This is a genomic window from Streptococcus sp. 1001283B150225_161107_H12, assembly GCF_015552665.1.
Taxonomy (GTDB): Bacteria; Bacillota; Bacilli; order Lactobacillales; family Streptococcaceae; genus Streptococcus.
The window spans coordinates 72798-99317 of record NZ_JADNFC010000005.1; the positions used below are offsets into that span (position 1 = coordinate 72798).

The window sequence follows — 26520 nt, forward strand, 5'->3', positions numbered from 1 at the left end:
ATGAAAGGTTAGGTTATGGTGACCACCTTTTATTTTTTATACAATAGTCTCATCAAATAAAGGAGGTCAAGAAAATGAAACTCTTGAAATGGATGAAACAACCCAAAAAGATTAAGAAACCAAATAACCAAACTGATCTGGAAAAGGTAGAATTTGGTCGCCAAGTCCTACAACAAACCCAAGAATTTTTCTTGATCTACTAGTAAAAGGAGAAAAACATGTCATTACTAGACGTTCAACATATCAAAAAGATCTACAAAACCCGCTTCCAAGGAACGCAGGTTGAAGCCTTAAAAGATATCCACTTCACCGTTGAGAAGGGTGAATACGTCGCTATCATGGGGGAATCAGGATCCGGTAAATCGACCCTTCTCAATATCCTAGCTATGCTGGACCAGCCGACGGAAGGACGGGTCTATCTAAATAGCATAGACACCTCAACCATCAAGAACAAGGATGCCTCCAGCTTCCGTCGGGAAAAACTTGGCTTTGTCTTTCAAGACTTCAACCTGCTCGATACCTTATCGGTCAAGGACAATATCCTCTTGCCACTGGTCCTCTCTCGTAGACCTGTCAAGGAAATGATGAGCAAGGTCGATAGCGTCAGTCGGGAGTTGGGTATTCACCAACTGCTTGAAAAATACCCTTACGAAATCTCTGGTGGTCAAAAACAACGGGTAGCCGTAGCACGGGCCATCATCACCTCGCCAGAAATCCTACTGGCCGATGAGCCAACAGGGGCGCTAGATTCTAAGTCCTCGGCTGCTTTGCTAGACGTCTTTGAAGATATCAATACCATGGGGCAAACTATTCTCATGGTGACCCACTCAACCGCAGCGGCAGCGAGGGCCAAGCGCGTGCTCTTTATCAAGGATGGGATCCTTTACAACCAGATCTTCCGTGGGGAAAAGACGGAGCGTCAGATGTTCCAAGAAATCTCGGATACCTTGACGGTCATGGCAAGTGAGGTGGAGTAGATGTTTCGCTTAACCACTAAATTAGCTTGCTCCAATCTCATCAAGAACCGCAAGCTCTATTATCCCTTTGCGATTGCGGTCATTCTTGCAGTGACCATCGCTTACCTCTTTGACTCCCTGACCTTTAATCCTCACATTCATGAGCTTCGAGGGGGCTCTTCCATAGTGTTCACTCTCAGCTTGGGGTTCTTCGTGGTCAATGTCGCAGGAGCTATCATCGTGCTCTATGCCAATAGCTTCGTCATGAAGAACCGCTCCAAGGAGCTGGGAATCTACAGCATGCTCGGTCTTGAGAAACGCCATCTTATCAGCATGATCTTCAAGGAACTCTTGCTTTTTGGCTTTTTGACCATCTCAGCCGGAGTCTTGATTGGAGCCCTCTTTGACAAGCTGATCTTTGCCTTTCTCTTGAAACTCATGAAGATGAAGGTCCAGCTAGTATCTACCTTCCAACCTGGGATTGTGGTCTTGGTCTTTGTCACCTTTGGTCTCATCTTTGGCCTCTTGGTCTTTCTCAACGCTTGGCGCATTCTCCGTTTGAATGCCCTGCAGTTGACGCGTGAGAAGGCTAGTGGTGAAAAGAAAGCCCGCTTCTTGTGGCCCCAAACCATCCTGGGCTTAGCCTCTCTCGGTTTTGGCTACTACCTGGCTTTGTCAGTCAAAGACCCCATGTCTGCGATTTTGATCTTCTTTCTAGCCGTTGTCTTGGTTATGATCGGGACCTACTTACTCTTTAATGCGGGGATCACCGTCTTCTTGCATCTTCTTAAGAAAAAGAAGAACTATTATTACCAACCCAACAACATGATCTCGGTCTCTAACCTTATCTATCGCATGAAGAAAAATGCGGTGGGCCTTGCGACCATTGCCATCCTCTCGACCATGGTGCTGGTGACGATCTCTGCTGCCACCAACATCTATGTCGGTGGCGAAATGATCAAGAAAATCATGAATCCACATGATTTCTCCATTCAAGGAAAAGGGGTGGACCTGGAGCAAATCAACCAGAAGTTTGATGAATTTGCTTCTGAGCATCATCTTGAGATCAAAAATCGTGACCTGGTGAACTATGCCACCTTTGGGGTCGAATCACAAAAGGGCACAGACTTCACGGTCTATCCTGATGATGAACGCGATGTCAGACCGCGGACAGTCTTTCTGGTCTTTGATGCAGCTAGCTATGAGCAAATGACCGGAGAACACGTTGATCTGGCCGGCAACCAAGTCGTTCTCTTTGCCCATAACCAGGCTCTGACAGGGCAGAAACAGTTCACCATCAATGGGCAAGACTTCCAAATCAAGGAAGAAGTGACCAAGGATTTTATCACGGATCATGTCCCAAACATCTTTAACATGCTGACGGAGGATTTCAATTACCTGATCGTACCTGACCTTTCAGCCTTTGTTGCCAAGTTTCCGAACCTTGCTGTCGTTACCCAAATCTATGGTGGTTTCAATGTCAATGTTGACGAAGACCAGCAACTCAAGCTGGCAGCTAGCTATGACAAGATGATCGATGAATTGAGCAGCCAACAGGGCCAAGGAACATTTGTCTATGGAGGCAATCGAGCATATAATGTGAGAGAAATGAATAGCCTCTTTGGTGGCATCTTCTTTATCGGTATTTTCTTGTCATTGATCTTTATGGTCGGAACAGTCATCGTTATCTACTACAAGCAAATTTCAGAAGGCTATGAAGACCGTGACCGCTTTGTCATCCTCCAACAGGTGGGACTTGATGAAGATGAGGTCAAACGGACCATCAACCGTCAAGTGCGGACCGTCTTCTTCCTTCCCCTCATCTTTGCCTTTGTCCACCTGGCCTTTGCCTACCATATGATCCGCCTGATCCTCAAAGCCCTTGGCGTGATTAATAGTGGCCAAGTCCTCGTCGTCACCCTCAGTGTCTGTGCTGTCTTTCTTATCACCTACCTGATCGTCTTTTGGATCACCTCTCGGAGTTATCGTAAGATTGTGCAGATTTAGGAAAAGAAACTCAAATTAAATTAGAAACTTTCCTTAGGTGAGTACGGACGTCAGCGAACTTCGAAGAAGTTCCATGACTAATTATTGAGCCTAAGGTCTCAATAATTCCGAGTGCCTGAAACATGATTATTTCAGGCACTTTTCTCACAGCAGAAAGTTTCAATATACTCTAAATAATAATTAGAAATCATTTGGATATTTTTGCACAATAGTCCAGATTAGGTTATTCAAAGTAAAAATTGTCAACTTTTTAAGCTCGCTCATGGCGGGCTTTTGTGTGAAAATCGACAGCGATTGTTTTTGCTTTTCAAAGGGATATAAAAAAGACTGAACCAGTCGAGTTCAGTCTTTGTTCGCTTTCTATTAAAGTGATGTAAGGAAAGTCAATCCTCCTAGGATGACACCTGCCGAATTCGGAATGATCAAAATCCAGTCTTTTTTAGGTTCCTTTGTCCAACCATAAATGACCCAGATCAAGCAAGAAATAGCAGCTGACAAGGGTTGGAAAGGTTGGGCCTTGTTTCCCTGTAAATTAGCAATAATTTGTGGGATGTAGGCAATGAAAACGATAATCCCAATAAAGGCACCGATCGAGCCAACGATTTGGTTGATTTTTTGTTTATTCATAAAATTTTACCTCTGTGTATCAAAATAGCATAAATAGGAAGATAATGCAATTAATTTGCATGCTATTCAAGATGAAAATGATTATATTTGCAAAAAAATTAGACAAAGTGTCTAAAATAATTACTAGAGAGAAGACTCTCTCGAAGAGAAATCCATCTTCCTGCAAAATCACAAGATTGTGACACTTTACAGTTCAGTAACATTTGAAAAAAGCACTTGAATTTTAAGAGGGCAAGCGCTAGAATAGTGCGTACTTAAAAAATGAAAGGTATTTTGAATATGAATGAAAAACAAATGAAAATTCTTGGTTGGGTTGCGACCTTTATGTCTGTGATGATGTATGTGTCTTACTTCCCACAAATCATGGATAACCTCGCTGGTCACAAAGGAAACTTTGTTCAACCTTTAGTTGCCGCTATCAACTGTAGCCTTTGGGTCTATTACGGACTCTTTAAAAAAGAACGCGATATCCCACTTGCTGCAGCCAATGCACCAGGGATCATCTTTGGTTTGATCACAGCCATCACAGCTTTATAAGAAGGAACTAGCTCCCGCAAGGAAGCTAGTTTTTTAATACCTTACAGAAATGTAAGAAATCAGGCTAAAAATGAAAGGTTAGCTTATTGTAGAACTCTCTCCAAATCGTTACAATAGAGGTGTAAAAAAGTTTTATGGATGTCAATCATATAACCGGATGGAAATGGAGAATGAAAATGGCCTTATTAGATGTACAACATGTGAAAAAAATATATAAAACCCGCTTTCAAGGAACCCAGGTTGAAGCCTTAAAGGACATTCACTTCACCGTTGAGAAGGGTGAATACGTCGCCATCATGGGGGAATCAGGATCTGGGAAATCGACCCTCCTCAATATCCTGGCCATGCTGGACCAGCCGACCGAAGGGCGGGTCTACCTCAATGGCATGGACACCTCGACCATCAAAAACAAGGATGCGTCCAGCTTCCGTCGGGAAAAACTAGGCTTTGTTTTTCAAGACTTCAACCTGCTCGATACCTTGTCTGTCAAGGACAATATCCTCTTGCCTCTCGTCCTTTCTCGTAGACCAGTCAAGGAAATGATGAGCAAGGTCGATAGCGTCAGTCGAGAGTTGGGCATTCACCAACTGCTTGAAAAATATCCCTACGAAATCTCTGGTGGGCAAAAACAACGGGTGGCCGTAGCACGGGCCATCATCACCTCACCTGAAATCCTCTTGGCCGATGAGCCAACAGGGGCGCTGGATTCCAAGTCTTCTGCAGCTTTGCTAGATGTCTTTGAAGATATCAATACCATAGGGCAAACCATTCTCATGGTGACCCACTCAACCGCAGCGGCAGCTCGAGCCAAGCGCGTGCTCTTCATCAAGGACGGGATTCTCTACAACCAGATCTTCCGCGGAGAAAAGACAGAGCGTCAGATGTTCCAAGAAATCTCAGATACCCTGACGGTCATGGCGGGAAAGGAGGATCGTGATGTTTAAATTAACAAGTAAATTAGCTCTTTCCAACCTCAAACAAAATCGCAAGCTCTATTATCCCTTTGCCTTGGCTGTTATTTTAACGACCATGATCCTTTATAGTTTTATCGCCTTGTCATCGACCCCTCATTTAGAGGATTCTTACGGAGGGGGAGCGGCGAGAACTGTTCTTGGTTTTGGTAGTTTCGTTGTCCAATTAGTCGTCATCATTTTAGTGGCTTATGCCAATGGCTATGTCATGAAAAATCGTTCCAAAGAACTGGGACTGTACAGTGTTCTGGGAATGGAGAAGAAGCACCTTCTCGTCATGACCTTATGGGAATTGCTCTCCTTCTATGTTCTCACAGTTGGAGTAGGACTGGGCTTGGGACTCTTGTTTGATCGCTTGATTTTCGCCTTGCTCCTAAAATGTATGGGTCTACCAGTCGTCATTCAATCAACCTTCCAGATAGAGGCTGTTCTTAACACTTTACTTGGGTTAGCCTTAGCTTTTGGCCTCATTCTTTTGTTGAATTCTTTCCGCCTCTTGCGCTACAGTTCCCTCCACCTCATGCAACAGAAAAAGGCAGGGGAGAAGAAGGGACGCTTCTTGCTGGTTCAAACTCTGTTAGGACTAGGGCTCTTAGGAATTGCTTTTTATATAGCGCTAACCGTTGAGCGTCCGGTTGCGGCTGTCCAAGGATTCTTTATTGCCGTCATCTTGGTCATTCTAGCGACTTATCTCTTATTCAACGCAGGATCCATTACCTTCTTAAGATTTCTCAAAGGTCGGAAATCCTATTATTACAAGCCAGAGAATTTTATATCTGTCTCCAACTTAATAGCTCGGATGCGAAAAAATGCAGCGGGCCTCGCGACGATTAGTATTCTATCCACCATGGTCTTGGTCACCTTAACCGGGTCGCTCAATATCTTTATTGGAGGGCAGAATTACCTAGATACTGTTTACCCTTCGGATTACATGATTAGTGTGGGGCATATGCCTTCAGATGCTGAGACAGAACCGGTTATCAAGGATGTTCAAGCCCAAATTAAGAAAACAGCCGATGCGACAAATCTATCAGATTATCAGGTGGCACAGACAACATACTGGTCGGCTGAAATTCGAAAGATTGATGGAAGGAGCTTAGAGGTGTATGAACAAGCTGGTCAGGAGATGAAGACAGAGGGAACAGTCTACTTTTTTGATCAGGCGACTTACGAGCAACTGACGGGTCAAAAAGTTGAGCTTGGAGAAAATGAAATCTTAGCTTATGGGTATCAGTATCCAGGAAGATTAGACTCGCAGTTAGAAATCAATGGGAAGACCTTCACGATTAAACAAAAACTAGATTCCAATTTTATCCAAGGGAAGATCCCACAAAACGCCCTGTTTCAACACCAAATGGGCTTGTACCTTGTCCTCCCTGATTTGAACCAACTGGGTCTAAAAGTTGATAAGAATTTAGAATTCTCTATTAATGCCAAAAATAAAGACAACAAAGATTTTACTGGTGACGTGACCAAAGAGCTGTATTCGACAGACAAAATGAGTCAATATGGTGCGACTTATTTTGGTGGATATGAACGATACAGCATAGAGAAAGAGTGGCGTGAAACAGCAGGGACTCTCCTCTTTATTGGGATTTTCCTATCAGTCATCTTTCTATTAGCTACAGTACTTGTCATTTACTACAAACAGATTTCAGAGGGTCATGAGGATCGGGATAATTTTGTGATCTTGCAACAAGTAGGATTGGACCAAAAACAAACCGGCACCACCATTCGCAAACAGATTCTCACCGTCTTTTTCCTTCCATTATTCTTCTCCTTCCTATACCTAGGAGTAGCCTACAAGATGATTGCAAAGATCGTAGCCATCTTAGGAGCGACCAATGCGGGCTTGGTCCTTCAAACAACTCTTTCTATCTGCGCTGTCTTTTTCATCTCTTATATCCTAGTCTTTCTTCTGACTTCTAGAAGTTATCGGAAGATTGTCGTGAGATAGCATTCGATAAGATGGAAGCTTAGGAAAATAGGTGTAGATAAAGCTCACCTTGAAACTTTCCTTAGGTGAGTACGGACATCAGCGAACTTCTAGGAAGTTCCATGACTTAGTTTTGAACCTAACGTTTCAAAACTCCCGAGTGCTAGAAACAAGAATGTTTCTAGCACTTTTCTCACGGCGGAAAGTTTCAGTGTATGCTTGAATGAGCTAATTGGATGTATTATCTTAATTATTTATGTGTTCCTAACTTGTTCTATATAAAGGAACAAGTTGTCTACATTTTAAAACACCGAGGATTACATCCCCGGTGTTTTTATCGTGATTATTTGACGTGTTTTGCAAGTTCTTCTTGCGCTTTTTTATTGGATTCTTCTTTTTCCTTCAACCAATTCTTATAAGCTTTGTCGTAATCGGCAGTTGTGACTGTATCACTTTGTAGTTCCATGTACTTGTAGTAACTAGAACCGTCTTTGATACCGATCAAGGAGAAGGCTTTTGTAAATGGTTTAATCTTCGTGATAGAAGGAACAGCACCTTTAGAGTAGACAGGAAGTGCAAAGGCATTGTCTGTCAACCAAGCTTGAGCAACAGCATATTTTTCATAACGAGTTTTGGTATCCAATTGTTCTGCATTGGCATCATCCAATAGTTGTTTGTACTCGTTCAAACCAAGTTTTTCGATAAGGGCTTGGTCAGTTGCTGGGTTGATTCCCATTCCTGCTAAAGCTGAACCATCGACTGGATTGAAGATATCCAAGTAAGTTGATGGATCTTGGAAGTCAGGTCCCCAACCAGCGATATCCATATCAAAGTCTTTTTGATCAGGACTTTGAGCGAAGTAGGTTGCATTGTCCGCATCTTCCGTAGACAATTTCTGAACATCCACGACAACATTTTCTTTTCCTAATGTTTTTTCGATGGAGTCTTTCATTGAATCAGCTTGTTGCACAATGCTAGCAGAAGACTGGTCAACCACATAGTCGATGTGGATTGGGAATTGGACACCTTGTGCTTGGAGCTCTTCTTTGGCTTTAGCAAATTGTGCTTTAGCCTTGTCCGCATTGAACATGCTATCTTGTGCATCAGCTAGGCTGACATCCTTCCAATCATCTCCTGTTGCAGCAAGTTTTTCTTCAACAACAGTACCGAAGTCTTTGTTGTCTACTTGCACAAATGTTGGAGGTACAAGAAGCGTACGAAGGGTTTTGCTAGCCCCATCTTTCCCGTTTGATTGGGCACTTAGAGAAGTACGATCAAGGGAAAAGTTGATGGCTTGACGGAAGTTTTTGTTTTGAAGAGCTGTTTTGGTTTGGTTCTTCTGGTCGTCTGTTGTCTTCTCAGTATGACCGTAGTTTTGACGGTTTACGTTGAAGTAGACATAGTAGACAGTCGCATCTTGCGGTGAATAAACGATATTGTCCTTGAATTTTTTCTCAATGGTACTGAAGGTTGAGCTCGTTGGGAAGAGACGCGCAGTGGTCAAGTTTCCATCAGAAAAGTTACGAGCTAGGTAGTCTTGGTCAGAACCATCGAAGTAGGTCAATTTGATATCATCGATCTTCACATTGTCTTTGTCGTAGTAGTTCTCGTTCTTAGTGAACTCCATTAACGATTTTGAAGTGAAGGATTTCAAGTAGTAAGGACCGTTGTAGAGGATTCCAGAAGGTTTGACGCTACCAAAGTCTTTACCTGCAGACTTGAGGAATTTTTCATTGACGGGCATCATGGTCGAAGTTGTCAATTTAGAATTCCAGAAAGACTCAGGTTGAGCCAAGGTGTATTGAAGGGTATGGTCGTCAACGGCTTTTACTCCAACTTTAGAGAAGTCCGTATTTTTACCAGTGACATAGTCATCCAGGCCGGCTACTGAGTTTTGAACCAAGTAGAGGGCATCTGACTTGTTGTCCGCTACGTATTTCAGAGAAGTGACGAAGTCCTGTGCAGTGACGTCTGCATATTCGTTCCCTTCTGAGTCATACCATTTTGCATCTTTACGAAGTTTGTAAGTATAAGTCAATCCATCCTTAGAAACAGACCAATCTTCTGCTAAAGCAGGGACCAAGTTACCGTATTGGTCGTTTTCAAAAAGTCCATCTACTAAGTTAGTTGTGACATCACTTGTTGTTGAACGGTTTGAAAGGAGGTAGTTCAAAGAGTCTGGATCAGTGCTATACACGTATGAAAAAGTGTTTGTCTGAGAAGACTTTGCAGATGATCCACAAGAAGCAAGGAACAGGGCTGAAGCAACCGTGACACCTGCAAGGAAAGCTAGTTTAGATTTTTTCATCACTTATCTCCTTTAATAAAGATTTTGTATTATTATACACCTTTTCCGGTAAAAAGCAAATTTTTTTTGAAATTAATTGTATATTTAGTCATAATGCTCGGATTTATCAAGTTTCATGCAGTATTTTTAACTATTATGCTTTACAAACTAGTTAAGGAGGAGTATACTAATAGTGAAAGGACTAGTATGTAAAACAAACTAGCCAAAAAGAGGCGGTATAGAAAGGGGGAGCAGGATGAAAGAGTCGCAATTGCTCAAGGGTGTCCTGGAAGGTTGTGTTTTAGAAATTATTTCAAAAAAATCTATTTATGGCTATGAATTGATCCAAAGTCTCAAGGAAACCGGCTTCGATAAGATCGTTGCGGGGACCATTTATCCCTTGCTTCAGAAACTAGAGAAGCAGGGAGTCATCGTAGGAGAGATGAGGCCCTCTCCGGATGGACCTGATCGCAAATATTTCTCTCTAACCATGGAAGGAAGAGAGCGCTTAGAGGAATTTTGGAACCAGTGGCAGGATCTGGTCATTAAAGTAGAACGCGTGAAAAAGGAGGGGGAAGCATGATCGAAGATTATACAGAAAAAATGTCAGCCGAATTGATGCACCTAAATAAGGACAATCAAGCTTATATGAAAAAAATGATAGCTTATATTGGAGTGAAGTCCTATTTTTATGATGATGAGCTACTGGGTGAACAGCTCTACAATATGGTTTGCGATTTAAAGGTTGCTGAGCGAGACGGGATTGGTGCGATGGACTACTACGGAAAGGATCCAAGGGCCATGATGGACCAAGTTCTCTCGGAGTTACCTAGACGCAGACTAGGTTCTTATGTGGGGTTATTCTTGATTCTTGGAACGATTTTCGTTGGCATGCGGTTTGTAATGGATTTTGCCTGGATGCTGCCACTGGTGATTGCTCCCTTAACATACCTGCTAGATCTACTTATTTTCTTTGTGTACAGTCAATTTATGATATGGCTTTGGTCCAAGCAGAGCTATGGGGAAATCAAGTGGCCTTGGGCTCTTATCATCAGTGTGATTAGTTTGATCCTGTCTCCTAGGATAGAGCGCGTATTTTCTGACCATTTGAGTCTGAATCGAAGTATCCTTTTGCCAAATGGTTGGGCGATTGTTCTGGCTTTTCTGGTTCTTCTTGGATTTACGATCATGACCTATAGAAATCAGGGACGGCTTGCTGTTAGCCTACTGGTCATGGGAGTGACTTTCTTTGTAACTGGATGCTGTGTTCGCTTTGTGAATCCAGGAACTGCTAATTTATTACGCTGCCTACTCCCTCTGATAGGACTGGTCTTGTCCTTCATTGTATTTCGTCTCCAAAGAAAGGGGGAAACATCATGACATCAGCTATTTATTATGAAGAAACGCAGTCTTTGGTTCAAACCTTTAGCCAAGAGGACCAAGCTTATTTCCAAGATCTCTGGGATTATTTCAATTTTGCCGGTTTCTTATATGAGGAGAAAGTATTAAGAGAGCAGGTCTATAATCTAGCGCTAGATTTTTCGCAAGCAAGCGGTGATGGATTGACGGCCAGGGACTATTTTGGACAGGATCCCAAGGGAATGGCAGACCAAATCATCGAGAACATGCCTAAAGAATCCACGCGGTCTGTTTTGAAGTATGGGGCGATTGTCTCGGGAATTGTGATTTTTTATCGCCTCTTAAGTGAGTTTGCCTCGCAAGCAGTCCTGGTTCTCAAGCCCTTGGTCTATCTAACAGATAGTATTTTGGGACTTTTAGCTGTTGGGTTACTATTTTATCTCCAACGTCGCCTTATTTTTGCAGAAGAAAAGTCAAAAAAAGCAATTTATGTGGCAGTCGTTCTCGTTCTTGGGATCTATTTCATCAGTGAAATAGTAGGGGTCCGTTTCTTACCAACTCTAGCTTGGTTGACGGTACCTAGTCCATGGGATGCCTTCCTGATGACAGGGGCTAGTGCAGGGCTTATCCTCTGGCAGTGGAAAGAAGAATTTGCTCGTGCCTTCATCTTTCCTATTCTATCCTTCTTAATAGTGGGATTTTTGCATCGTTGGACTTTGGCCCAAGGGATTCAGAATTCTAGCATGACCATCATTCTGCCCACGGTGATTATTGCTGTAGGATTGATGATTTACTATTGGTTTACGATTCGCGCTTTGAAAAAGAACAAGACAGAAAATGGTGAATAGCGTGAAAAGGGGGAGGAAGCTCCTCCTTTTTGCAATTGAAAAACAACGAGCAAGCTTGATTTTTGTTATAATGAAAGGGAGTATGAATCAAAGGAGAAGATCATGACATTTGAAGAAATCTTGCCTGGACTAAAGGCAAAAAAGAAATATGTACGTACTGGTTGGGGCGGAACTGAGAACTATGTGCAACTTTTTGACACCATCGAGCAAAATGGAGTGGCTCTGGAAGTGACCCCTTATTTCCTCATTAACGTCTCTGGTGAAGGGGAAGGGTTCTCTATGTGGAGTCCAACTCCTTGTGACGTCCTAGCGACAGATTGGGTGGAAGTCCATGACTAGACGTGTATTGATCACGGGCGTGAGTTCCGGGATTGGTCTGGCTCAAGCTCGCCTCTTTCTTGAAAAGGGCTACCAGGTCTATGGAGTGGACCAGGGAGCGGATCCCCATTTGTCGGGTGATTTTCACTTCTTGAAGCGGGACTTAACTCTTGATTTGACGCCGATTTTTGACTGGTGTCCAGAGGTCGATGTCTTGTGCAATACAGCGGGAGTATTGGATGATTACAAACCGCTCCTTGAGCAAAGCGCTCAGGAGATTCAGGAGATCTTTGAGATCAACTATGTGACTCCGGTAGAGCTGACACGGCATTATCTGACTCAGATGTTGGAGAAGAAACAAGGTATTATCATCAACATGTGCTCCATTGCATCTAGTCTAGCGGGAGGTGGTGGTCACGCTTATACCTCTTCTAAGCATGCCCTAGCAGGCTTTACCAAGCAGTTGGCTCTAGATTATGCAGAATCTGGCATTCAAGTCTTTGGCATTGCTCCTGGAGCCGTCAAAACAGGCATGACTGCAGCGGACTTTGAACCAGGAGGCTTAGCAGACTGGGTGGCTAGCGAGACCCCTATTAAACGCTGGATAGAGCCAGAAGAAGTGGCAGAAGTCAGTCTCTTTTTGGCCAGGGGGAAGGCCTCTGCCATGCAGGGACAAATCCTGACCATTGATGGTGGCTGGAGTTTGAAATAGAGAACTGAGAAAGCAGGAGGTTAAAGCATGCACGAATATGATTTTGGTTTTTCCTTGCCGAAAGGATATCAGGTATTTCTTGATGACTTAGGGGATCAGCCAGGTTATGACATTGGTGAGACGGGTATTTGTCTCTATGCTAAAGAGGATCTTACCGAACGCAATCAAACCTACCAGATTGATGAGGATGAACCAGATTTCTTTATGATCGGTCAAGATGGGGATCTGGCCTATTTCCTCAAAAAGAATGGGGACGATAGCATTTATGAAAATGATCTAGGTGCGCTAGGTTCTCTCGAAATGCAAAAGGTAGCTGAATCAATTGCAGACTTTATTAATCAGATCTTGCAGGAGGAGTAAGATAGAACATAGAAAGGAGACTGAGAAATCGAGTTGCAAATAGCTAGTCGATTTACTCAGTCTTTTTTAAAAAATTTTTTAAAAAATCTTTTCTCATTCATTTTGGATTCATCTTTCTTAGATAAAATAGAATCATCAAGAAGAACTTGATAAGAAAAAAAGAAAGTTGGAAACTAACATGAAAAAATCAATTAAACAAAAAGCCGTTGCAAGTCTCGCAATCTTCTCTCTATCAACTGCCGCTCTAGGCTCTGTAGTAGCCTTTGCCAATACTGGAACAAGTAAAAAGACTACTTCTTCAACAGTGACTGCATCTGTCACCCTTGCACAAGCTCAAGAAAAAGCTCTGAAAGAAGCTAAGGGTGGAAAAGTGATTGGCTACGAGCAAGAAGAAAAACATGGAAAAGCAGTGTATGAAGTGACCATCTTGGATGGAAAAAATGAAAAAGAATATAAGATCGATGGCCAGTCTGGTGCTATCTTGAAGTCAAAAACTAAGGATCTGAGTCAGGATCGTGAAGATCAGCAATTAATCGCAGCAAGTGTTCAGTTGGACTTGGCTAAGGTAGAGAGCCAGCTGAAATCAAAATATTCGAATGCTAGTATCGAAAAAGTAGAGTTAGATGTAGAAGATGGTAAACTTGTCTATAGCGTTAGCTTGCGAGAAGGCAATCAAAAAATTGAGTTAGAGTTAGATGCCAATACAGGTACCGTATTGGAAGAAGATGTGGAGCTGGATCACGATTAACTAGAGTAAGATCTCGACTAGGCTTTTCCTAGCCGAGATTTTTTATGGAAGCATGGTATAATAAGGGAAGAAATTTGGAGTAAGTGGCTATGAAAGTATTAGTGATTGAAGACGAAGTAGATTTGAATCGTAGCATCGTTAAATTACTGAAAACCCAGCAGTATAGTGTTGATGCGGCCTATGATGGTCAGGAGGCCTTGGACTACATTCGTGTGTCCCAGTATGACGTGATTATTTCAGATATTATGATGCCGCAGCTAGATGGTTTGGGGGTATTGAGCTACTTGAGAAATCATCAGATTAAGACCCCAGTTCTGATGCTAACGGCTAAAGATAGCCTAGAAGACAAGGTAACAGGACTGGATGCTGGTGCAGACGACTACTTGGTCAAACCCTTTGAATTTGATGAATTACTGGCTCGGATTCGCGTCATGCTGAGACGAAATAATCGAGAAAACTTGACCAACCTGGTCCAATTTGGTGACTATTCCTTAGACCTGGCAAAAAAGACCATCCAACACAAGGGTGTTTTGGTTGACCTGACTTCCAAGGAGTATGAGTTACTAGAGTGTCTGGTGCGCCATCCCAATGTGGTTTTAAGTCGGGAACAGATTCGTGAGCATATTTGGGATTTTGATTATGTTGGAGAGTCTAATATCATTGATGTTTTAGTCAAGAATATCCGCAAAAAATTAGGTAATCCATCGATTATTCAGACAAAAAGGGGGATGGGCTATGTTTTCAAAAATGAAGAAGGACTCTAAGTCTCCCTCCATCGTTTCTAAGGTGACATTGTGGTATACCCTCTTTGTTTCTTTTCTCTTTGTTCTTATGTTTTGTGCTTCTTTTATTATTTCCGGAGCCTGGTCCAGCTATAGCTCACGTGGGGAACTGGAGCAGAAGACCATGGAAGTAGCTTCAGACCTTGAGGAATTTGAGCCCTTTGATGACGGCAATTATTTTGCACTCTACAATCAAAACATGAAGTTGGAGCAGGGTGCTCTGCCAAGTGGCTTTGATATCAATGCTGGCTTTGAGTCTGGGAAATTGTCGACGTATACCTCTTCCCAAGCAACCTATTATTATTTTGATGTCTATAATGAAAGTGAGGGCAAATGGATACGGGGCGTGCGCCTTGCTTCTGGTCTAGGAAGAGAATTAAGTATCTTTCTTCTTTCCTTGGCCATTCTAGCTCCTCTGTCCATCCTTGGGATGGCCTGGGGTGGACGTCGGATCCTTCGTAAGGCCTTTCTGCCGATCAGAGAGGTGACCCAAATGGCAGAGGAAATTGCAGAGAGCGGAGACTACAGTAAGCGCGTGTCGACCGAGCATCAGAAGGATTATGTAGAAACGTCTCGTCTTACCAAGGTCTTTAATAATTTGATTTCTTCTGTTCAGTCGACTTTTGAGAAAGAAAAGCAATTCAACCAAAATGTATCCCATGAGTTGCGGACCCCTCTGTCAGTCATCGTTTCGGAGAGTGAGTTTGGCTCCAAATATGCAGATAACCTAGAGGAGACCAAGGAATCTTTGACGGTCATTCATCGGCAGGCTAAATTAATGAAATCGATGACCGAGCAGATCTTGGAAATATCCAAGACCCAACACCTGCAGTGGTCGGATTTAAAACCCGTTTGTCTATCAACCCTGGTGTCAGATTATTGTCAGGGACAGGAAAGAAAGTGGGGCGAAAGCCCCATAGCCTTTGAAGTGAGCATTCAGCCGAACCTCTGGATTCAGGGGGATGCTGTTTTGGTCACTCGGATGCTGGATAATCTATTGAGCAATGCAGTGAAATTTACCAAGACCAAGGTTGCCATCCACTTGGTGGCTAGTCCAGCTGGTGCTGTTCTCAAGGTAGCGGATGATGGTATTGGGATTGCGCCAGACCATTTGAGCAAGATTTGGGATCGCTTCTATCAGGTGGAGGATTCTCGGAACAAGGGCCTCAATAGTGGTATCGGACTTGGGTTGTCCTTTATTAAGGACATTGCAGACCTCCATCGAGCAGAGGTGAAAATCATCTCTGAAGAAGGAAAAGGAAGTCTCTTTCGTGTGACTTTCCCACAGATCCAGGACAAGACTTCTGTCTAAGACGGTTGATTGAGCGATCAGTATGGGTTGAAAAGGGAAAATAATAAAGTGAAATAATAAGGATAAAATGAGTCTAGTAAAACCGCTAGGCTCATTTTCTGTTTTAGCTTTATGGAAAGGGAATCTTATGGTATGATAGCCTAAAAGGGACCTGTAATATGGAGGTCAAATAAAAAGTAGATGGATTATCTGTTGAGTCGGAAGGATTGCCAATGGGCCTGGGATGATTATTTTGAGGATGTTGCTAAGTGTTTGGAACTGGACTGGGCACTTGACTAGCTCTTATGTGAATAGCATCAGAGATAGTCAGCAGAAGAAAGGATAGAGAAATGACAGTCAATATCAATGAATTAGTGAAGGAGCTTGGTTTTTGTGTGGTGCCTACAAAGGAGAAACCATTTCGTCTTGATGAGGTCCGTTTCAACCTTTTGGCATATTTAGAGGATTATTCTAAAATGGGATTTTCTTTTGTTAAAGCAGGTGACGAACTAGTCGAACTAAGGAAAAATCAGGAGAGCTATAGGCTTGTTGGCCAGTGTTTTTTAGGTGCTTTTGTAATTGGAGAAGAGGAGCAAATCTTTTTACTTTGCAATCAAGAAGGAAGAGAAGTTTTTCAAGAATCAAGGGTTTATGTCAATTCTTCCTTACATACTTTTGTTTCCTCTTATTCGCTCTTTCTATCAGGCATCTTTCTTTTGAAAGCAAAGTTTTATGAGATTGAGCAAGATGAAGTCGAAGAAATTGCAGCAAACTTGAAGGATCAAGTACTTGCCTTGGAAAAGCCCCTTGAACAAGAATTGCCCTTCTGGGAGCATATGGTCTATTTGATAGAAGACGATGGAATCGTTCTAAGAGATGATCTCTTTCATATCCTGAACAAAGAGCAGTAAATTCAAATGGAGATATAAAGAGGATTTAAAAATGGACTATGTAGATGAGTTAACTTCAGGACGTACGCCCTTGGTAAAAAAAGCTGCGAAAAAAATTTTAAAGGGTAAACTAAAAGGATATGGACCATTTTTGCATCAAGCCTTGGAAGGCGAGATGGAAAAACCTAAATCATGGGAATCACAAATGTACTTACTCTACGCCATGGCCGCAACGGATTGCACAGAAGAAGTCCCCTATCTCAAATCGTTGCTGCTGAGAGATATTCCAACACCCGTAACCTACCGCTCTCTAGCAGTAGCGATTGCTTATCTAGAAAATTCAGAAACAGAGAACTTGTCTTTTGTTTATGAGTCCTTAGAATCGAATAACTCATCTCAAGCTGCAGGTGCCTGTGCAGCGATATATCAGAGAAAGATTGTTCTGAAAGATGATGATTTTAACAAAATTATGTCTTATGTGACTCATCCTAAATATCTTGAGCATATTGGTCAAGTCATAAATCCATTTTTATTTATTTTAGCTGCATCTTATTTATATCCAGAACAGAATCGCCAGAAAATTGTAGACTTTTCCCGTCAGTTCGATATATCTACCGTCAAGGATTTAATCAATGACGTTACAAAAGGAAAGGACGGCAGGAGGGTCAGTCTATTCTAAAATCTCCTTAAAGAGCGAAACAATAACTCATAAAAACAAGACTTTTATTCATTTTTAAAAAAGGAGTTCATATTGTGAAATGGTTTGAAAAAGCAGTGGGGAAGGAAAAGATTATTCATCTGTTTGATGGGGATTTGGAATTGAATAATGTATTTCTTGATACTGTGTTATGTTACGATTACAAATTAGATCTTGTCTTTTATTTATTTGATTTGCCAACTAATTTCCCTGAAAAGTGGCAGAAAAGTTCATTTAATGCTATAAAAATTAATTTAGAGTTTTTTAATTTAGATGAAATCCATTTTTATTCTAAGGGGATTCATAAGGTGAATGGACAACTGGAACTGCTCTTTTTAGAAAAGAAGGTTGAATTCAATTTTATAAACCAAAATGATGTGATCTTATCGGGATCTTCTGACCTTGTTAGAATTGCTGAGATTGCTCCTGTAAAGATTGATACTTAAAGATGTATTCCTAGTTTATTTGCGGAGATTCAGGATGATCAAACAATCCATCATTATTAGGAGGGACACCACGACTATGGGAAAAAGTGAAGGAAGAGCACAAACATTAGACCTTGACCTAAGGCTAAATCTTTCTACAAGAAAAAAACTACGAGACCACAAATATGAAGTTACAGTATTTTGAATTAGATAAGCACTATGTGGAAAATCAACAGAGGATTGAGGAGCTGATGGACTCAGCTGCGCTAACCTACGAGGAAGCTAGAGTTGAAGACTATCGACAGAATTGGAAAGACCTGCGAAGAGCATTCGTATATGAATCCAAATGTATGACCTCTATGATAGAGCGCCTCTTTAAACCGGTTGTGACCAAGGATTGTTGGAAAATCAACGTAGAATGTGTAGATACGATTAGCAATCCAGCTATCATGAACCTACTTGGTGTCTATACTGTCCAGGTCCCATTTGATTTTTCTAGCTATGAAAGCTTGAGTCCATTGGAACAGAAAAAGCTGCTCTTAGAGGCCTTGGTAAAAGGGGTAAAGCGCGTGTTTCAGGAGCTCTCCATTCCTTGCTCCTTGATAGAGGATGTAGTCAATGAAATAGAGAAAAACGATTATGAAAATAGCTGGGAGTGGAAAAGGAAGAAGATCCAATCCACGACCTATTCCATTCAAGTGGAGCATCAGCTTGATAAGGTGGATTTGTTTTGGAAGATAGAGTACAAGGACAAGAGCATCCGTCAGTTGATTCAATCCTGCCCTGCTCACGAGATGGACTATGGGGCCAAACTTGGTAAACTGGAAGCAAAAGGGAACTTCCTTTATCTGTTGGATAAACAGAATGAGGTTGTGAGCAAAATTTCTGTTTCAGAATGATGGAGCAAGAACAATGAGTGACTTAAAAAAGAGATTATCCTTATTAAAAGTAGAAAAACGAATCAAGGGTTTGAAGGGAATTAAGGATGTTCATTTTCTGACCGATAAACCTAAAGAAATTGCTTGGTATGCTGGGGAGTTGAATCCTATCGATTCTCCGATTCCTTGCCTTTATGAGTTTTCTATCGACCTTACTACTAAAGATCTAAGTAAGTCAATTCAAAGTCTTGTTGGCAATAGCAGTCGGTTTATCCTAGTTTTTTGGGAGTTTTCACCAGTTTACGTCTTGTTTCAAATGGAGTCTTTGGATGACTTTTTGCCCTCTTATTCTACTGAATTTTCTACCAGAGACCTGACACTTTTCTTTCAAGACCAGGAAAAAGTACTGGATCTCCATTTAGCGGAGGATAAAGTAGAAGTGAGAGTCTTGGAGAATAAGGCTAAGAACTGGTAGATTCTATAAATTGAAAATGAACATAGAATTAGTCGATGAAAGAGGCAAAGAGGAAAGAATGCCATTCTTGGAGAGACAAATGGTAAAGGTGGTTCTAATGTGTGAAAAAGAATATTATTATTATGGCAATAGTGAGTTTATGTCGGGTCTAGGAGTTATTTATACAGAGTTTACTGGTCAGCGTGCAAGTCGACAAATTAACGTTTTGAATGGGCACTCTTATGCTTCTTCTTGCCTACAGGATTATGCTCCAGAAGTAGGGTTTCTACTCTATGATGGTCGAAAAGATGAGTTGGATCTATCAGACTCCATCAAGATTAGTCAAGAGGAATTTGAACGAATTTGGACTCAGGCTGTCGCTAGCGGTCAGAATGATGCGTAATTGTCAGTTGAAAATAGCCAAATATAATCCAAAAAATGTGAGAGGAATCCAATAATTATGATTAATTTGTTGAAGGAATTTGTAGAAATCTATCATAGAAACAAGGGCTTAGGAGAGCTTGTATTTACTAGTGACTGTCTCTATGTCGAAAAGCCAGATTTGTCTGGTCAATTGAAAGAGTTCTACCAGCATTTAGACTTTGATGAAGAAGCTTATTTTAGAGGAGCTCCCTATGATCTTGCTCTAATTCCTCTCCCTCTATGTGAAGCTGCATCAGAAGGATGGCAGGATCCTAGCTGGAAAGAGAGTTATGTGGTTTTTGCTCACATGATGGGCGATGAGCCAATCTTTTGTGATCAAACTAGCGAGCTTAGTCCTGTATTTGGCAAGATTCCTGGAAATTCTAAGCTCTATAGCTTAAGCCCCTCTTTATCTACTTTCTTGTCTACCTATAGTCAGATGAAAAAGCTAGAAATCACCAAGTTCGAGAACAATATCTATATCGATGAGGATTTATTGGACTACAAAGAGGGATTCTTGGAGGGAATTATGGATATTATCGAGGAGCAACTTCCTGAAGACTATCGAAATGATTTTATAGCATTTATGCTGGGTTAAAGCCAAATAGAGAGATGAGAAGCAAATGGAAATGAAGAATTTTTTAAAATGTTGTGAGGATCTAGTCATACAAGAAAGTGGGGCCTCAGCTCTAGAACTAGAAAAACTCAAAGCCAGACAATTTCCTCAAGCTCACCTGGATTTGCTCTCCATAACCAATGGCTTGGAATTTTATGGTGGCTATTATCGCTTGTTTGGGACGGATTCTACTCAAGCCATCACGCTGGACTCTTGGAATTCGGATAGGCTATGGAAAGATGTCTGGAGAGATTATGCATCAGACTACTATTTTTTTGGTATGTCTGCTATTGGAGATCAATTCGCTTATAGATTGAAGGATGGGAACATTCAAAGTCACCAAGTTTATTATTTAGATGGGATTACTATGGATGTCATCGAGATCTACGACAGTTTTGAAGCATTTTTCGAGAGGGAATTTGTTCTGAAAGACCAAGGTGGGATGGAATCTATTTTTGTGTCTGCTAGGGAGCGATTTGGAAATCTAGACCTCTCCACAAGCTGTATTTATTCCCCTTCCTTAATGATTGTGAATGATCCAAGCATTGAGAATCTCATGCTTTTACCGACAAAGGATGTCATGACTATCAATGGGGATTTGCTTGTTCAATTATCTGATTTGGAGGAGTCGATTACGAAACTGGAGCAATATCTAGACGCTTTGGGTAGAGCTAGAGTCAAGGTTATCTTTGATCGAGATTGAGCAAGCAGGATAAAGTTTATATAGAAAAGAATAGTCTAAAAATTCACGATTTTAGTTTTTGCGACAAGCGGTGCTGTAGTCTTCTTGTAAAAGTGTCATTGTAAAAATAGATAGGTTGAACAAAGAAACAGAAGCATGATATTCATGAAAAGAGGTGAACGATGACCAGTTTAGATAAATATTTAGAAATCATAAAAGAAGGATTTTCCGAAAGAGAGAATCTAATGGCAATGGAGCCTCTGCATTCTATAGAAGAGATTGCACCATTATTGGACAAAAAATTGACTTATAAAGAATTCATCGATATCAATCGCTTATTAAGACAAAAGTACATTGTTGAAACCCCAGAGGATATGCTGAAGGATGTGGATTTTAATCAGCTTTCGTTACCTAGCAATACGAGAGTGATTTACTTGATGGGAAGTAAATCTGATGTGCTAGACTTTTCAACATACGAACAAGTAGAAAAAATTTTATTAGTTGGGGCTAGAAAAGTAAGAAAGATCATCTTACCCCAAAATGATTGTGTGAAAGCTCTAGGGATTTCTTCTATGACAAATTTGGAAACGATAGAGAACATTTCTTTTCATAAAGGCATGCGTTATCTGCACGTTGATTATGGTGTAAAGTTGCCGGACTTTGATTTTATAAGGGATTTAAATCAGTTGCTCTATCTTTCATTTACAGCAAATAAAAATTTACCAGAATTGGATTTTATCCAGTCCTCTAGTGAGCTTCGTTTTTTAGATTTTGTCGATACGAATATTTTTAACTACGCATCAACAGTTAGCTACTTGAAGAGTCTAAAACATCTCCGATTTTTAACAACGGGAAGAACAAATCAAAAGCAAAGGGAACTTCTTAGAAGAGAGTTACCACATGTTTGCATGCGAGAGGGGTAAAAAATGCCTTTAATACAGGTTTTTATGACCGATGTCTTCATAATAAACGAACCTTTAGTCCCGTTGTTTAAGTAGGAGGAAATATGAGCCATACGAATCTTGCAAAAGAAACCTTACTCCAGTTTATGCAGGCTATGTATTCTTGGGAGAAAAAGGCCACTAGAAACTTAAGAAATAAAGCTGATAAAGAGATGTTGAAGGATGAATTAGTTGCTATATTTGATCAGTTTTGTACATCTAAAAAAATACTAAGAGCAAGGGAAGTATCTTTATCCGTCCGGTTTCCGTTTGACTATAAATTAGAAACACATCCCATCGTTGATGAAGAGCATGACGGGAATCAAGCTTATTTCTATCTCAAGGAGAATCGTTCTGGTATAGAAACTCTCTATCGTTTTCAAATGGTGTTTCAAAAGGGGAAATGGTGGATTGATAAGAAAGAATGGCTTGATGATGGGAAGTGGATCAATTCTTCCTTGTGAAATACTGGATAGTATAGGAACGTAGGAAGAGATGTACTTAAAAAAACAGTGGTAGTTAAGTGTAAGAAATGAAATTTTAGAGGTCAATATGAATAAAACACTTTCAAATCAAAAAAGGAAATTAACAAGCATTAGAAATCAAGTACTAAAGGCGAGAGATTTTGATCTTGAAAAAGCACAGCTTTTTACTACTAAAGCAATTTTAGAAGCATTAAAAGCAGGCAAAAAAAGCCTTGAGATCAATTGGGAGGAAAACGGGAAAACAGAAACCTACTCCTATAAACATGTACGGATGGTTCATGCTATTAAACCATATACTTTGGTTTCTGAGTTCATTGAAAACAAGGCATCTGAAACCTATCAATCTTTGCTAAATGGCTGTTTTTGTTCTGTGATGGCAGATATGGCTTCTGCTAAATATTTGGCTAAAGGGGGCTCAAACTTTGATACAGATATTTGTTTGAATATCTTATTTGCCCTTGCCTATTTAGATGATACTTATGTAGAGCTTTTAATTGATAAATTAGCCTATTTTAAAGAAGCCCAAGTTGAAAAAGGGAAGCAACCTATTTTCTTTTCATCCAGTAGTTTATTGCCTTTAGTTGTTTTTCTTTATGGAAATGGGGTGGGGGATCGGCTTGCTAACCTACTGGAGAATGCTTGTGATGCCAAATATCAACCTTTGGACAAGAATCCTTATCAGAATGTGAATGATGCCTATAAACAGGTTATGGATACTATTTTTTCAGAGGACGATGATGTTTTTAGAGAAACAATTTTATCCATGTGTGATTATCATTTAGCGAACACCAGAGATAGTCATTTAGTAGACTTCAATACCTTACTTTGGCAATATTTCCCAATTGAAATCTTAGTTTTATTAAAAGAACGTCAGAAAAAAGGTCTCTCAATAGATGGAATTAGGCATCCTTTGCTTGATGACTTTTTGCCCTATTTCATGGCTGACTTTCAGTTATCCGAGCAAAATAAGATGATTCTAGGAACGATCTTAGACTAGTTGTGTAGAATAGATGGAGATCGTCAATAACCCATGCAATCGCAAGGAATTATAGGAATCACCTATATCCATATAGATTTCTAGGAAAATGCAATGAGGAACTCTCCACATCCTGTTAGAAGAGAGGTAAAGAAATGAAAGAGGCCAAAGAACTCTTCGTAAAAAATGGCTTTTCGCGATTAAAGCGAACCCATAACTATTATAAAATCAATCATGATTTTTACACGGTCATCTATTTTCAACGAAAATCAGATGGTAGTGCCTATTTTGTGAATGTTGGCCTTCACCCCCTCTTTCTGGACGCGGGACTGTTAGAAGAAGTGGATTGTGCTTTACGGACGCGATTAGGTTCTATCGATTATAGAAATGGCATGGATCAAGCTGAATTGGAAAAGGCTGTCCAAGAGGCCATTGATTTTACTGCTCAGTATGCGTCGTATCCTACCGTATTTTCGAGCATAGATCCCGAGAAGGATCTTGAGAAGGATTGGTTGTTAAAACAATTCTCTATCACCAAAGTGAACTTATGCAGATTGTATGTTGAGTATTATGATTCAATCGATTCTAAGAAGTTGGCTTTAGATTTTGCAAACTATGGCTTATCCATTACGCCTAAGATTGCCTCTGTTCCTAAAAACTTCTTTAAAACCTATATTCGTTCAGGAGAAATAATTAAAACTACTTATTAGGGCTGAGTGAAAGTGAAGATTTACTGATCAATATCCTGACGAAAGAAACCGGTAGGAAAAAATAGATGTATCTTAATTAACTAATCTAAGACCTTGATAATAATCTTGAGCTGGCATTCTATGTCAGTCTTGTACCAAAAAGGAAATAAGAAATGAAGAACTATTTACTGGACGAAAGGATATTTCAGTATCCTGAATCGTTCAAAAAATTGATCGAACTCAATTTAGTTGATTTTGATTGTTGGTATCTGTTGGATTCAGAATGGGCCCTGTTTTTGTATGAGGGATTGCAGGGAAGGTACCCAAGCAGAAAGTTGATTCCATTTGCTAAAAGAGGAGATTGTGATGATACAGCTTGTTTTGAAATAGGAAAGGGCAATAAGGTCCAACTCATTCATGATTTTGCTACCGAAGGATGGGAGCAACGGAAAGAGTTTAATGACTTTTGGGAATGGGTGGAATATGCGGTAAAATGCATGATAGAGTATAACAAAGAGGATGGGATTGAATAATAAGAATCCCTTAAATAGAGAATAAAGCAACGGTCTTCAATAATGCTCTGCAAGCAAGCCTAGTTCTTAGTCTTATATATCTTTGAGTGGTCGATGATAAACCGAAAAATGTTATTGGGGCGCTACTAGCTTTCAATAAGCAGTATATTTAATGGGTAAGGAAAATGACGAACACGTACTATTACTATGAATTAACAAAAAATTCTATTGATTCAAAAGACGAATTTTTAAAAATCAAACCATTAATCGATATGAATGATATTCTTCCCATTTTGAAAGGAGATTATGGGGTTGTGAATTACAATCGTTTAAATGCTATTATTTTTCAACGATATTGTGTAGGGGATAATGACAATACCATATATGATATAAAGTTATCAGAAAGCAATGTTTCAAGAGATATCAAGCGTTTAGATATTTTTGGTGCAAAAGATGAAATTTTAGATTTATCAGAATTTATTAATTTAGAGAGATTAGATATTTGGGGAAGTGTTAATGTTAGAGAAATTATATTTCCTGAACATTCTGGAATTAAGATGCTAAATATTTTGAGAGTTCCAAAGTTGGAAGTTTTAGATAATATTTCATCCCTAAAAACTTTAAGGTATTTTAGTCACAGATATTCCTCTAGAATTAGTGATTTTAATTTTTTATCTAATCTTGAGGATTTAATCTTTCTATCAATAAATAATAGTAAAAATTTGTCTGATGTAAAGTTTCTCGAGTTATCAAAAATATATTATTTGGATTTATCCAATACCAATGTCATAAAAAATCATGGTTTGCTTGAAATACTAGAAAAAATGATAAATTTAAGATTTTTTTATGATGGTGGAAATACTAAGAATATGAGAGCCTTTTTGAAAAAACAATTGCCAAGTGTATCTATGTTAGATTAATTATTTAAGGAGAAAAATGGGAAACATCACCCAATTATTAGATGAGATTGAAAAATGTCTCCAACAGCTACATCATTCTTGTTTAGACCATCTAAATCCGGGACTATCTTTTCAAAAAATTCAAGAATTGTTTGAGGAAATACCATTGCAGCCAACCCAGGACTTGCGTGCTCTTTATACTTGGAGAAACGGTTCAGAAGATAGTGAGGGAATCACACTCGGTGAGCTGGCATTTTTTCCTGGTTTCTATTTGATGTCTCTGGAAGAGAGTATCCAGACCTACTTAGAACTAAGAGAAACGGATGCTTGGGGCAAGTCTTGGTTCCCAATTTTTGCCAGTGGAGGGGGAGATTTTTATGCCATGAACTTGGCTCCAGAAGCTCAGGGGCAAATTCTTGGTTTTTATGTATTTGAAGAAGAGGCCCAGGTCGAATACCGGTCATTGAAATCTATGCTTGCAACCCTTAAAGCATGTTATGAACAAGGCATTATTTTCCGGAATGAACAAGGCTGCTTGGATATGTATTATAGGAAGCATGCTGAGATAGCGCATGACATAAATCCAGAGGTGAAGCTATGGCTTGAATTCTTAAAGGAGACGTAAGAGGAATAACCGAGGAGAGAAAAATGGCAGTAGTGACTGTATTAAAAAAGATCATTAAACTCTATGAGGAAACAACGTTTATTCCCCAAACAGTGAGTTTTTCAAACGAAAAATTAAGGATCCAGTCTTCAGATTTGACAGGAGAATTACTTGATTATTATCAACATATAGTGTTCAATGAGGATTTATTTTTTGCTAATCAAAATTTTAATATCATTTTGTTGGTATTAGATTCTCCTGCAAGGACAGTCGAATGTTGGGCCTTACAAGATGTTCTTCAGTTTAGTGAAGGGCAATACCAGATATTCGCTACTACAGATACAGATGATATTCTTTTCTGTGATATGAAAGATGACAGTTCTCCAGTTTACGCGGGCAGGCCTGGATATTCTAATTTCTACAAACTCAGCGAAAGTTTGACGGAGTTTTTGGAGTTCTATTTCGCTTTTTCAAATTTTTGGAAACAAAGAGAAGATGTCCCTCTGGAGGAATATATTGTAGGGACAGGTGACTTGATAGAGCGCTACCTTTCCCCAAACGTCCAAGCGACAGCGAAAGAATATCTACTTCGGTAAGATTGACCTGAGAA

General features: G+C 40.2%; 33 protein-coding genes. 31 read left to right on the forward strand and 2 right to left on the reverse strand.

What is annotated here, in order from left to right; genetic code table 11:
• The first annotated feature begins 74 nt into the window (after positions 1 to 74).
• Genes I2C87_RS10140 through I2C87_RS07960 form a run of 3 tightly spaced genes read left to right on the forward strand, consistent with a single transcriptional unit; the run spans position 75 to position 2963 of the window.
• On the forward strand, positions 75 to 203 hold the full coding sequence (locus I2C87_RS10140; protein ID WP_267472003.1) for a hypothetical protein: 129 nt from the start codon (positions 75 to 77) through the stop codon (positions 201 to 203).
• Positions 204 to 218: 15 nt separating this feature from the next.
• Positions 219 to 977 (forward strand): ABC transporter ATP-binding protein, encoded by a 759-nt coding sequence (locus I2C87_RS07955; RefSeq protein WP_023026492.1) that lies wholly within the window; start codon positions 219 to 221, stop codon positions 975 to 977.
• On the forward strand, positions 978 to 2963 hold the full coding sequence (locus I2C87_RS07960; protein ID WP_195324505.1) for an FtsX-like permease family protein: 1986 nt from the start codon (positions 978 to 980) through the stop codon (positions 2961 to 2963).
• A gap of 363 nt (positions 2964 to 3326) precedes the next feature.
• Here the strand turns inward: I2C87_RS07960 and I2C87_RS07965 are convergent, their stop codons facing one another.
• On the reverse strand, positions 3327 to 3590 hold the full coding sequence (locus I2C87_RS07965; protein WP_003012241.1) for a SemiSWEET family transporter: 264 nt from the start codon (positions 3588 to 3590) through the stop codon (positions 3327 to 3329).
• Positions 3591 to 3869: 279 nt separating this feature from the next.
• Between I2C87_RS07965 and I2C87_RS07970 the strand changes: the two genes are divergently transcribed.
• The 3 genes from I2C87_RS07970 to I2C87_RS07980 all read left to right on the forward strand — a co-directional run bounded on the left by I2C87_RS07970 (position 3870) and on the right by I2C87_RS07980 (position 7055).
• Complete coding sequence (locus tag I2C87_RS07970; RefSeq protein ID WP_003006102.1) at positions 3870 to 4127, forward strand: SemiSWEET family transporter; 258 nt, start codon at positions 3870 to 3872, stop codon at positions 4125 to 4127.
• Positions 4128 to 4303: 176 nt separating this feature from the next.
• Positions 4304 to 5071, forward strand: coding sequence for an ABC transporter ATP-binding protein (locus I2C87_RS07975; RefSeq protein WP_195324507.1), 768 nt, complete (start codon positions 4304 to 4306; stop codon positions 5069 to 5071).
• Positions 5064 to 7055, forward strand: coding sequence for an FtsX-like permease family protein (locus tag I2C87_RS07980; protein ID WP_195324509.1), 1992 nt, complete (start codon positions 5064 to 5066; stop codon positions 7053 to 7055). Before I2C87_RS07975 ends, I2C87_RS07980 begins: the two co-directional genes overlap by 8 nt.
• 322 nt (positions 7056 to 7377) lie before the next feature.
• On the opposite strand, the gene I2C87_RS07985 is transcribed toward I2C87_RS07980, so the two are convergent.
• A complete protein-coding gene (locus I2C87_RS07985) occupies positions 7378 to 9342 on the reverse strand; it encodes a peptide ABC transporter substrate-binding protein (RefSeq protein WP_195324511.1) in 1965 nt (654 codons plus the stop codon).
• 235 nt (positions 9343 to 9577) lie between these two features.
• Here I2C87_RS07985 and I2C87_RS07990 point away from each other — a divergent pair, with 235 nt between their 5' ends.
• The 25 genes from I2C87_RS07990 (at position 9578) to I2C87_RS08110 (ending at position 26506) form a co-directional block, all read left to right on the forward strand.
• Entirely contained in the window at positions 9578 to 9904 is a 327-nt protein-coding gene (locus I2C87_RS07990) for a PadR family transcriptional regulator (RefSeq protein ID WP_129822283.1), read from the forward strand.
• Positions 9901 to 10701 carry a hypothetical protein gene (locus I2C87_RS07995; RefSeq protein WP_195324513.1) on the forward strand — a complete coding sequence of 267 codons (801 nt, stop codon included), beginning with the start codon at positions 9901 to 9903 and terminating at the stop codon, positions 10699 to 10701. The genes I2C87_RS07990 and I2C87_RS07995 overlap by 4 nt, the downstream gene beginning before the upstream one ends.
• Complete coding sequence (locus I2C87_RS08000) at positions 10698 to 11528, forward strand: hypothetical protein (protein ID WP_195324515.1); 831 nt, start codon at positions 10698 to 10700, stop codon at positions 11526 to 11528. The genes I2C87_RS07995 and I2C87_RS08000 overlap by 4 nt, the downstream gene beginning before the upstream one ends.
• Positions 11529 to 11630: 102 nt before the next feature.
• Positions 11631 to 11867 (forward strand): DUF2829 domain-containing protein, encoded by a 237-nt coding sequence (locus I2C87_RS08005; RefSeq protein ID WP_049509136.1) that lies wholly within the window; start codon positions 11631 to 11633, stop codon positions 11865 to 11867.
• Positions 11860 to 12558 (forward strand): 3-oxoacyl-ACP reductase, encoded by a 699-nt coding sequence (locus I2C87_RS08010; RefSeq protein ID WP_195324517.1) that lies wholly within the window; start codon positions 11860 to 11862, stop codon positions 12556 to 12558. The genes I2C87_RS08005 and I2C87_RS08010 overlap by 8 nt, the downstream gene beginning before the upstream one ends.
• A gap of 27 nt (positions 12559 to 12585) precedes the next feature.
• Entirely contained in the window at positions 12586 to 12918 is a 333-nt protein-coding gene (locus I2C87_RS08015) for a hypothetical protein (protein WP_006596736.1), read from the forward strand.
• Between the two features lie 178 nt (positions 12919 to 13096).
• Positions 13097 to 13666 carry a PepSY domain-containing protein gene (locus tag I2C87_RS08020; RefSeq protein WP_195324527.1) on the forward strand — a complete coding sequence of 190 codons (570 nt, stop codon included), beginning with the start codon at positions 13097 to 13099 and terminating at the stop codon, positions 13664 to 13666.
• A gap of 89 nt (positions 13667 to 13755) precedes the next feature.
• Positions 13756 to 14430, forward strand: coding sequence for a response regulator transcription factor (locus tag I2C87_RS08025; RefSeq protein WP_003006182.1), 675 nt, complete (start codon positions 13756 to 13758; stop codon positions 14428 to 14430).
• Complete coding sequence (locus tag I2C87_RS08030) at positions 14402 to 15760, forward strand: sensor histidine kinase (protein WP_195324529.1); 1359 nt, start codon at positions 14402 to 14404, stop codon at positions 15758 to 15760. The genes I2C87_RS08025 and I2C87_RS08030 overlap by 29 nt, the downstream gene beginning before the upstream one ends.
• A 353-nt stretch (positions 15761 to 16113) precedes the next feature.
• Positions 16114 to 16650: an immunity protein gene (locus I2C87_RS08035; protein WP_324250063.1), complete on the forward strand. Its 537-nt coding sequence runs from the start codon at positions 16114 to 16116 to the stop codon at positions 16648 to 16650.
• A 31-nt stretch (positions 16651 to 16681) separates the two neighbouring features.
• Positions 16682 to 17308 (forward strand): hypothetical protein, encoded by a 627-nt coding sequence (locus tag I2C87_RS08040; RefSeq protein WP_195324533.1) that lies wholly within the window; start codon positions 16682 to 16684, stop codon positions 17306 to 17308.
• A 74-nt stretch (positions 17309 to 17382) separates the two neighbouring features.
• Positions 17383 to 17772: an Imm50 family immunity protein gene (locus tag I2C87_RS08045; RefSeq protein ID WP_195324535.1), complete on the forward strand. Its 390-nt coding sequence runs from the start codon at positions 17383 to 17385 to the stop codon at positions 17770 to 17772.
• A gap of 164 nt (positions 17773 to 17936) precedes the next feature.
• Positions 17937 to 18650, forward strand: a complete 714-nt coding sequence (locus I2C87_RS08050; protein ID WP_195324537.1) for a hypothetical protein — start codon at positions 17937 to 17939, stop codon at positions 18648 to 18650.
• 13 nt (positions 18651 to 18663) lie between these two features.
• Positions 18664 to 19104: a hypothetical protein gene (locus I2C87_RS08055; protein ID WP_195324539.1), complete on the forward strand. Its 441-nt coding sequence runs from the start codon at positions 18664 to 18666 to the stop codon at positions 19102 to 19104.
• A gap of 97 nt (positions 19105 to 19201) precedes the next feature.
• A complete protein-coding gene (locus I2C87_RS08060) occupies positions 19202 to 19486 on the forward strand; it encodes a hypothetical protein (RefSeq protein WP_195324541.1) in 285 nt (94 codons plus the stop codon).
• A gap of 57 nt (positions 19487 to 19543) precedes the next feature.
• A complete protein-coding gene (locus I2C87_RS08065; RefSeq protein WP_229046323.1) occupies positions 19544 to 20104 on the forward strand; it encodes a hypothetical protein in 561 nt (186 codons plus the stop codon).
• 25 nt (positions 20105 to 20129) lie between these two features.
• Positions 20130 to 20825, forward strand: coding sequence for an SMI1/KNR4 family protein (locus I2C87_RS08070; RefSeq protein ID WP_195324543.1), 696 nt, complete (start codon positions 20130 to 20132; stop codon positions 20823 to 20825).
• A 161-nt stretch (positions 20826 to 20986) separates the two neighbouring features.
• A complete protein-coding gene (locus tag I2C87_RS08075) occupies positions 20987 to 21727 on the forward strand; it encodes a hypothetical protein (protein WP_195324544.1) in 741 nt (246 codons plus the stop codon).
• An 83-nt stretch (positions 21728 to 21810) separates the two neighbouring features.
• Positions 21811 to 22209 (forward strand): NTF2 fold immunity protein, encoded by a 399-nt coding sequence (locus I2C87_RS08080; RefSeq protein ID WP_195324546.1) that lies wholly within the window; start codon positions 21811 to 21813, stop codon positions 22207 to 22209.
• Between the two features lie 88 nt (positions 22210 to 22297).
• Positions 22298 to 23227, forward strand: a complete 930-nt coding sequence (locus I2C87_RS08085; protein ID WP_195324549.1) for a hypothetical protein — start codon at positions 22298 to 22300, stop codon at positions 23225 to 23227.
• A 134-nt stretch (positions 23228 to 23361) separates the two neighbouring features.
• Positions 23362 to 23916, forward strand: a complete 555-nt coding sequence (locus tag I2C87_RS08090) for a DUF4304 domain-containing protein (protein WP_061563722.1) — start codon at positions 23362 to 23364, stop codon at positions 23914 to 23916.
• Between the two features lie 152 nt (positions 23917 to 24068).
• Complete coding sequence (locus I2C87_RS08095) at positions 24069 to 24428, forward strand: hypothetical protein (RefSeq protein ID WP_195324550.1); 360 nt, start codon at positions 24069 to 24071, stop codon at positions 24426 to 24428.
• Between the two features lie 164 nt (positions 24429 to 24592).
• Positions 24593 to 25327 (forward strand): hypothetical protein, encoded by a 735-nt coding sequence (locus I2C87_RS08100; RefSeq protein WP_195324552.1) that lies wholly within the window; start codon positions 24593 to 24595, stop codon positions 25325 to 25327.
• A gap of 16 nt (positions 25328 to 25343) precedes the next feature.
• On the forward strand, positions 25344 to 25931 hold the full coding sequence (locus I2C87_RS08105) for an SMI1/KNR4 family protein (protein WP_129822265.1): 588 nt from the start codon (positions 25344 to 25346) through the stop codon (positions 25929 to 25931).
• A gap of 23 nt (positions 25932 to 25954) precedes the next feature.
• On the forward strand, positions 25955 to 26506 hold the full coding sequence (locus I2C87_RS08110) for a hypothetical protein (protein ID WP_229046325.1): 552 nt from the start codon (positions 25955 to 25957) through the stop codon (positions 26504 to 26506).
• The last annotated feature ends 14 nt before the right edge of the window (positions 26507 to 26520 follow it).

Coding starts and splice junctions, on each gene's coding strand:
- I2C87_RS10140 (WP_267472003.1), top strand. CDS start 75: ATGAAACTCTTGAAATGGATGAAACAACCCAAAAAGATTAAGAAACCA.
- I2C87_RS07955 (WP_023026492.1), top strand. CDS start 219: ATGTCATTACTAGACGTTCAACATATCAAAAAGATCTACAAAACCCGC.
- I2C87_RS07960 (WP_195324505.1), top strand. CDS start 978: ATGTTTCGCTTAACCACTAAATTAGCTTGCTCCAATCTCATCAAGAAC.
- I2C87_RS07965 (WP_003012241.1), bottom strand. CDS start 3,590: ATGAATAAACAAAAAATCAACCAAATCGTTGGCTCGATCGGTGCCTTT.
- I2C87_RS07970 (WP_003006102.1), top strand. CDS start 3,870: ATGAATGAAAAACAAATGAAAATTCTTGGTTGGGTTGCGACCTTTATG.
- I2C87_RS07975 (WP_195324507.1), top strand. CDS start 4,304: ATGGCCTTATTAGATGTACAACATGTGAAAAAAATATATAAAACCCGC.
- I2C87_RS07980 (WP_195324509.1), top strand. CDS start 5,064: ATGTTTAAATTAACAAGTAAATTAGCTCTTTCCAACCTCAAACAAAAT.
- I2C87_RS07985 (WP_195324511.1), bottom strand. CDS start 9,342: ATGAAAAAATCTAAACTAGCTTTCCTTGCAGGTGTCACGGTTGCTTCA.
- I2C87_RS07990 (WP_129822283.1), top strand. CDS start 9,578: ATGAAAGAGTCGCAATTGCTCAAGGGTGTCCTGGAAGGTTGTGTTTTA.
- I2C87_RS07995 (WP_195324513.1), top strand. CDS start 9,901: ATGATCGAAGATTATACAGAAAAAATGTCAGCCGAATTGATGCACCTA.
- I2C87_RS08000 (WP_195324515.1), top strand. CDS start 10,698: ATGACATCAGCTATTTATTATGAAGAAACGCAGTCTTTGGTTCAAACC.
- I2C87_RS08005 (WP_049509136.1), top strand. CDS start 11,631: ATGACATTTGAAGAAATCTTGCCTGGACTAAAGGCAAAAAAGAAATAT.
- I2C87_RS08010 (WP_195324517.1), top strand. CDS start 11,860: ATGACTAGACGTGTATTGATCACGGGCGTGAGTTCCGGGATTGGTCTG.
- I2C87_RS08015 (WP_006596736.1), top strand. CDS start 12,586: ATGCACGAATATGATTTTGGTTTTTCCTTGCCGAAAGGATATCAGGTA.
- I2C87_RS08020 (WP_195324527.1), top strand. CDS start 13,097: ATGAAAAAATCAATTAAACAAAAAGCCGTTGCAAGTCTCGCAATCTTC.
- I2C87_RS08025 (WP_003006182.1), top strand. CDS start 13,756: ATGAAAGTATTAGTGATTGAAGACGAAGTAGATTTGAATCGTAGCATC.
- I2C87_RS08030 (WP_195324529.1), top strand. CDS start 14,402: ATGTTTTCAAAAATGAAGAAGGACTCTAAGTCTCCCTCCATCGTTTCT.
- I2C87_RS08040 (WP_195324533.1), top strand. CDS start 16,682: ATGGACTATGTAGATGAGTTAACTTCAGGACGTACGCCCTTGGTAAAA.
- I2C87_RS08050 (WP_195324537.1), top strand. CDS start 17,937: ATGAAGTTACAGTATTTTGAATTAGATAAGCACTATGTGGAAAATCAA.
- I2C87_RS08055 (WP_195324539.1), top strand. CDS start 18,664: ATGAGTGACTTAAAAAAGAGATTATCCTTATTAAAAGTAGAAAAACGA.
- I2C87_RS08060 (WP_195324541.1), top strand. CDS start 19,202: ATGTGTGAAAAAGAATATTATTATTATGGCAATAGTGAGTTTATGTCG.
- I2C87_RS08065 (WP_229046323.1), top strand. CDS start 19,544: ATGATTAATTTGTTGAAGGAATTTGTAGAAATCTATCATAGAAACAAG.
- I2C87_RS08070 (WP_195324543.1), top strand. CDS start 20,130: ATGGAAATGAAGAATTTTTTAAAATGTTGTGAGGATCTAGTCATACAA.
- I2C87_RS08075 (WP_195324544.1), top strand. CDS start 20,987: ATGACCAGTTTAGATAAATATTTAGAAATCATAAAAGAAGGATTTTCC.
- I2C87_RS08080 (WP_195324546.1), top strand. CDS start 21,811: ATGAGCCATACGAATCTTGCAAAAGAAACCTTACTCCAGTTTATGCAG.
- I2C87_RS08085 (WP_195324549.1), top strand. CDS start 22,298: ATGAATAAAACACTTTCAAATCAAAAAAGGAAATTAACAAGCATTAGA.
- I2C87_RS08090 (WP_061563722.1), top strand. CDS start 23,362: ATGAAAGAGGCCAAAGAACTCTTCGTAAAAAATGGCTTTTCGCGATTA.
- I2C87_RS08095 (WP_195324550.1), top strand. CDS start 24,069: ATGAAGAACTATTTACTGGACGAAAGGATATTTCAGTATCCTGAATCG.
- I2C87_RS08100 (WP_195324552.1), top strand. CDS start 24,593: ATGACGAACACGTACTATTACTATGAATTAACAAAAAATTCTATTGAT.
- I2C87_RS08105 (WP_129822265.1), top strand. CDS start 25,344: ATGGGAAACATCACCCAATTATTAGATGAGATTGAAAAATGTCTCCAA.
- I2C87_RS08110 (WP_229046325.1), top strand. CDS start 25,955: ATGGCAGTAGTGACTGTATTAAAAAAGATCATTAAACTCTATGAGGAA.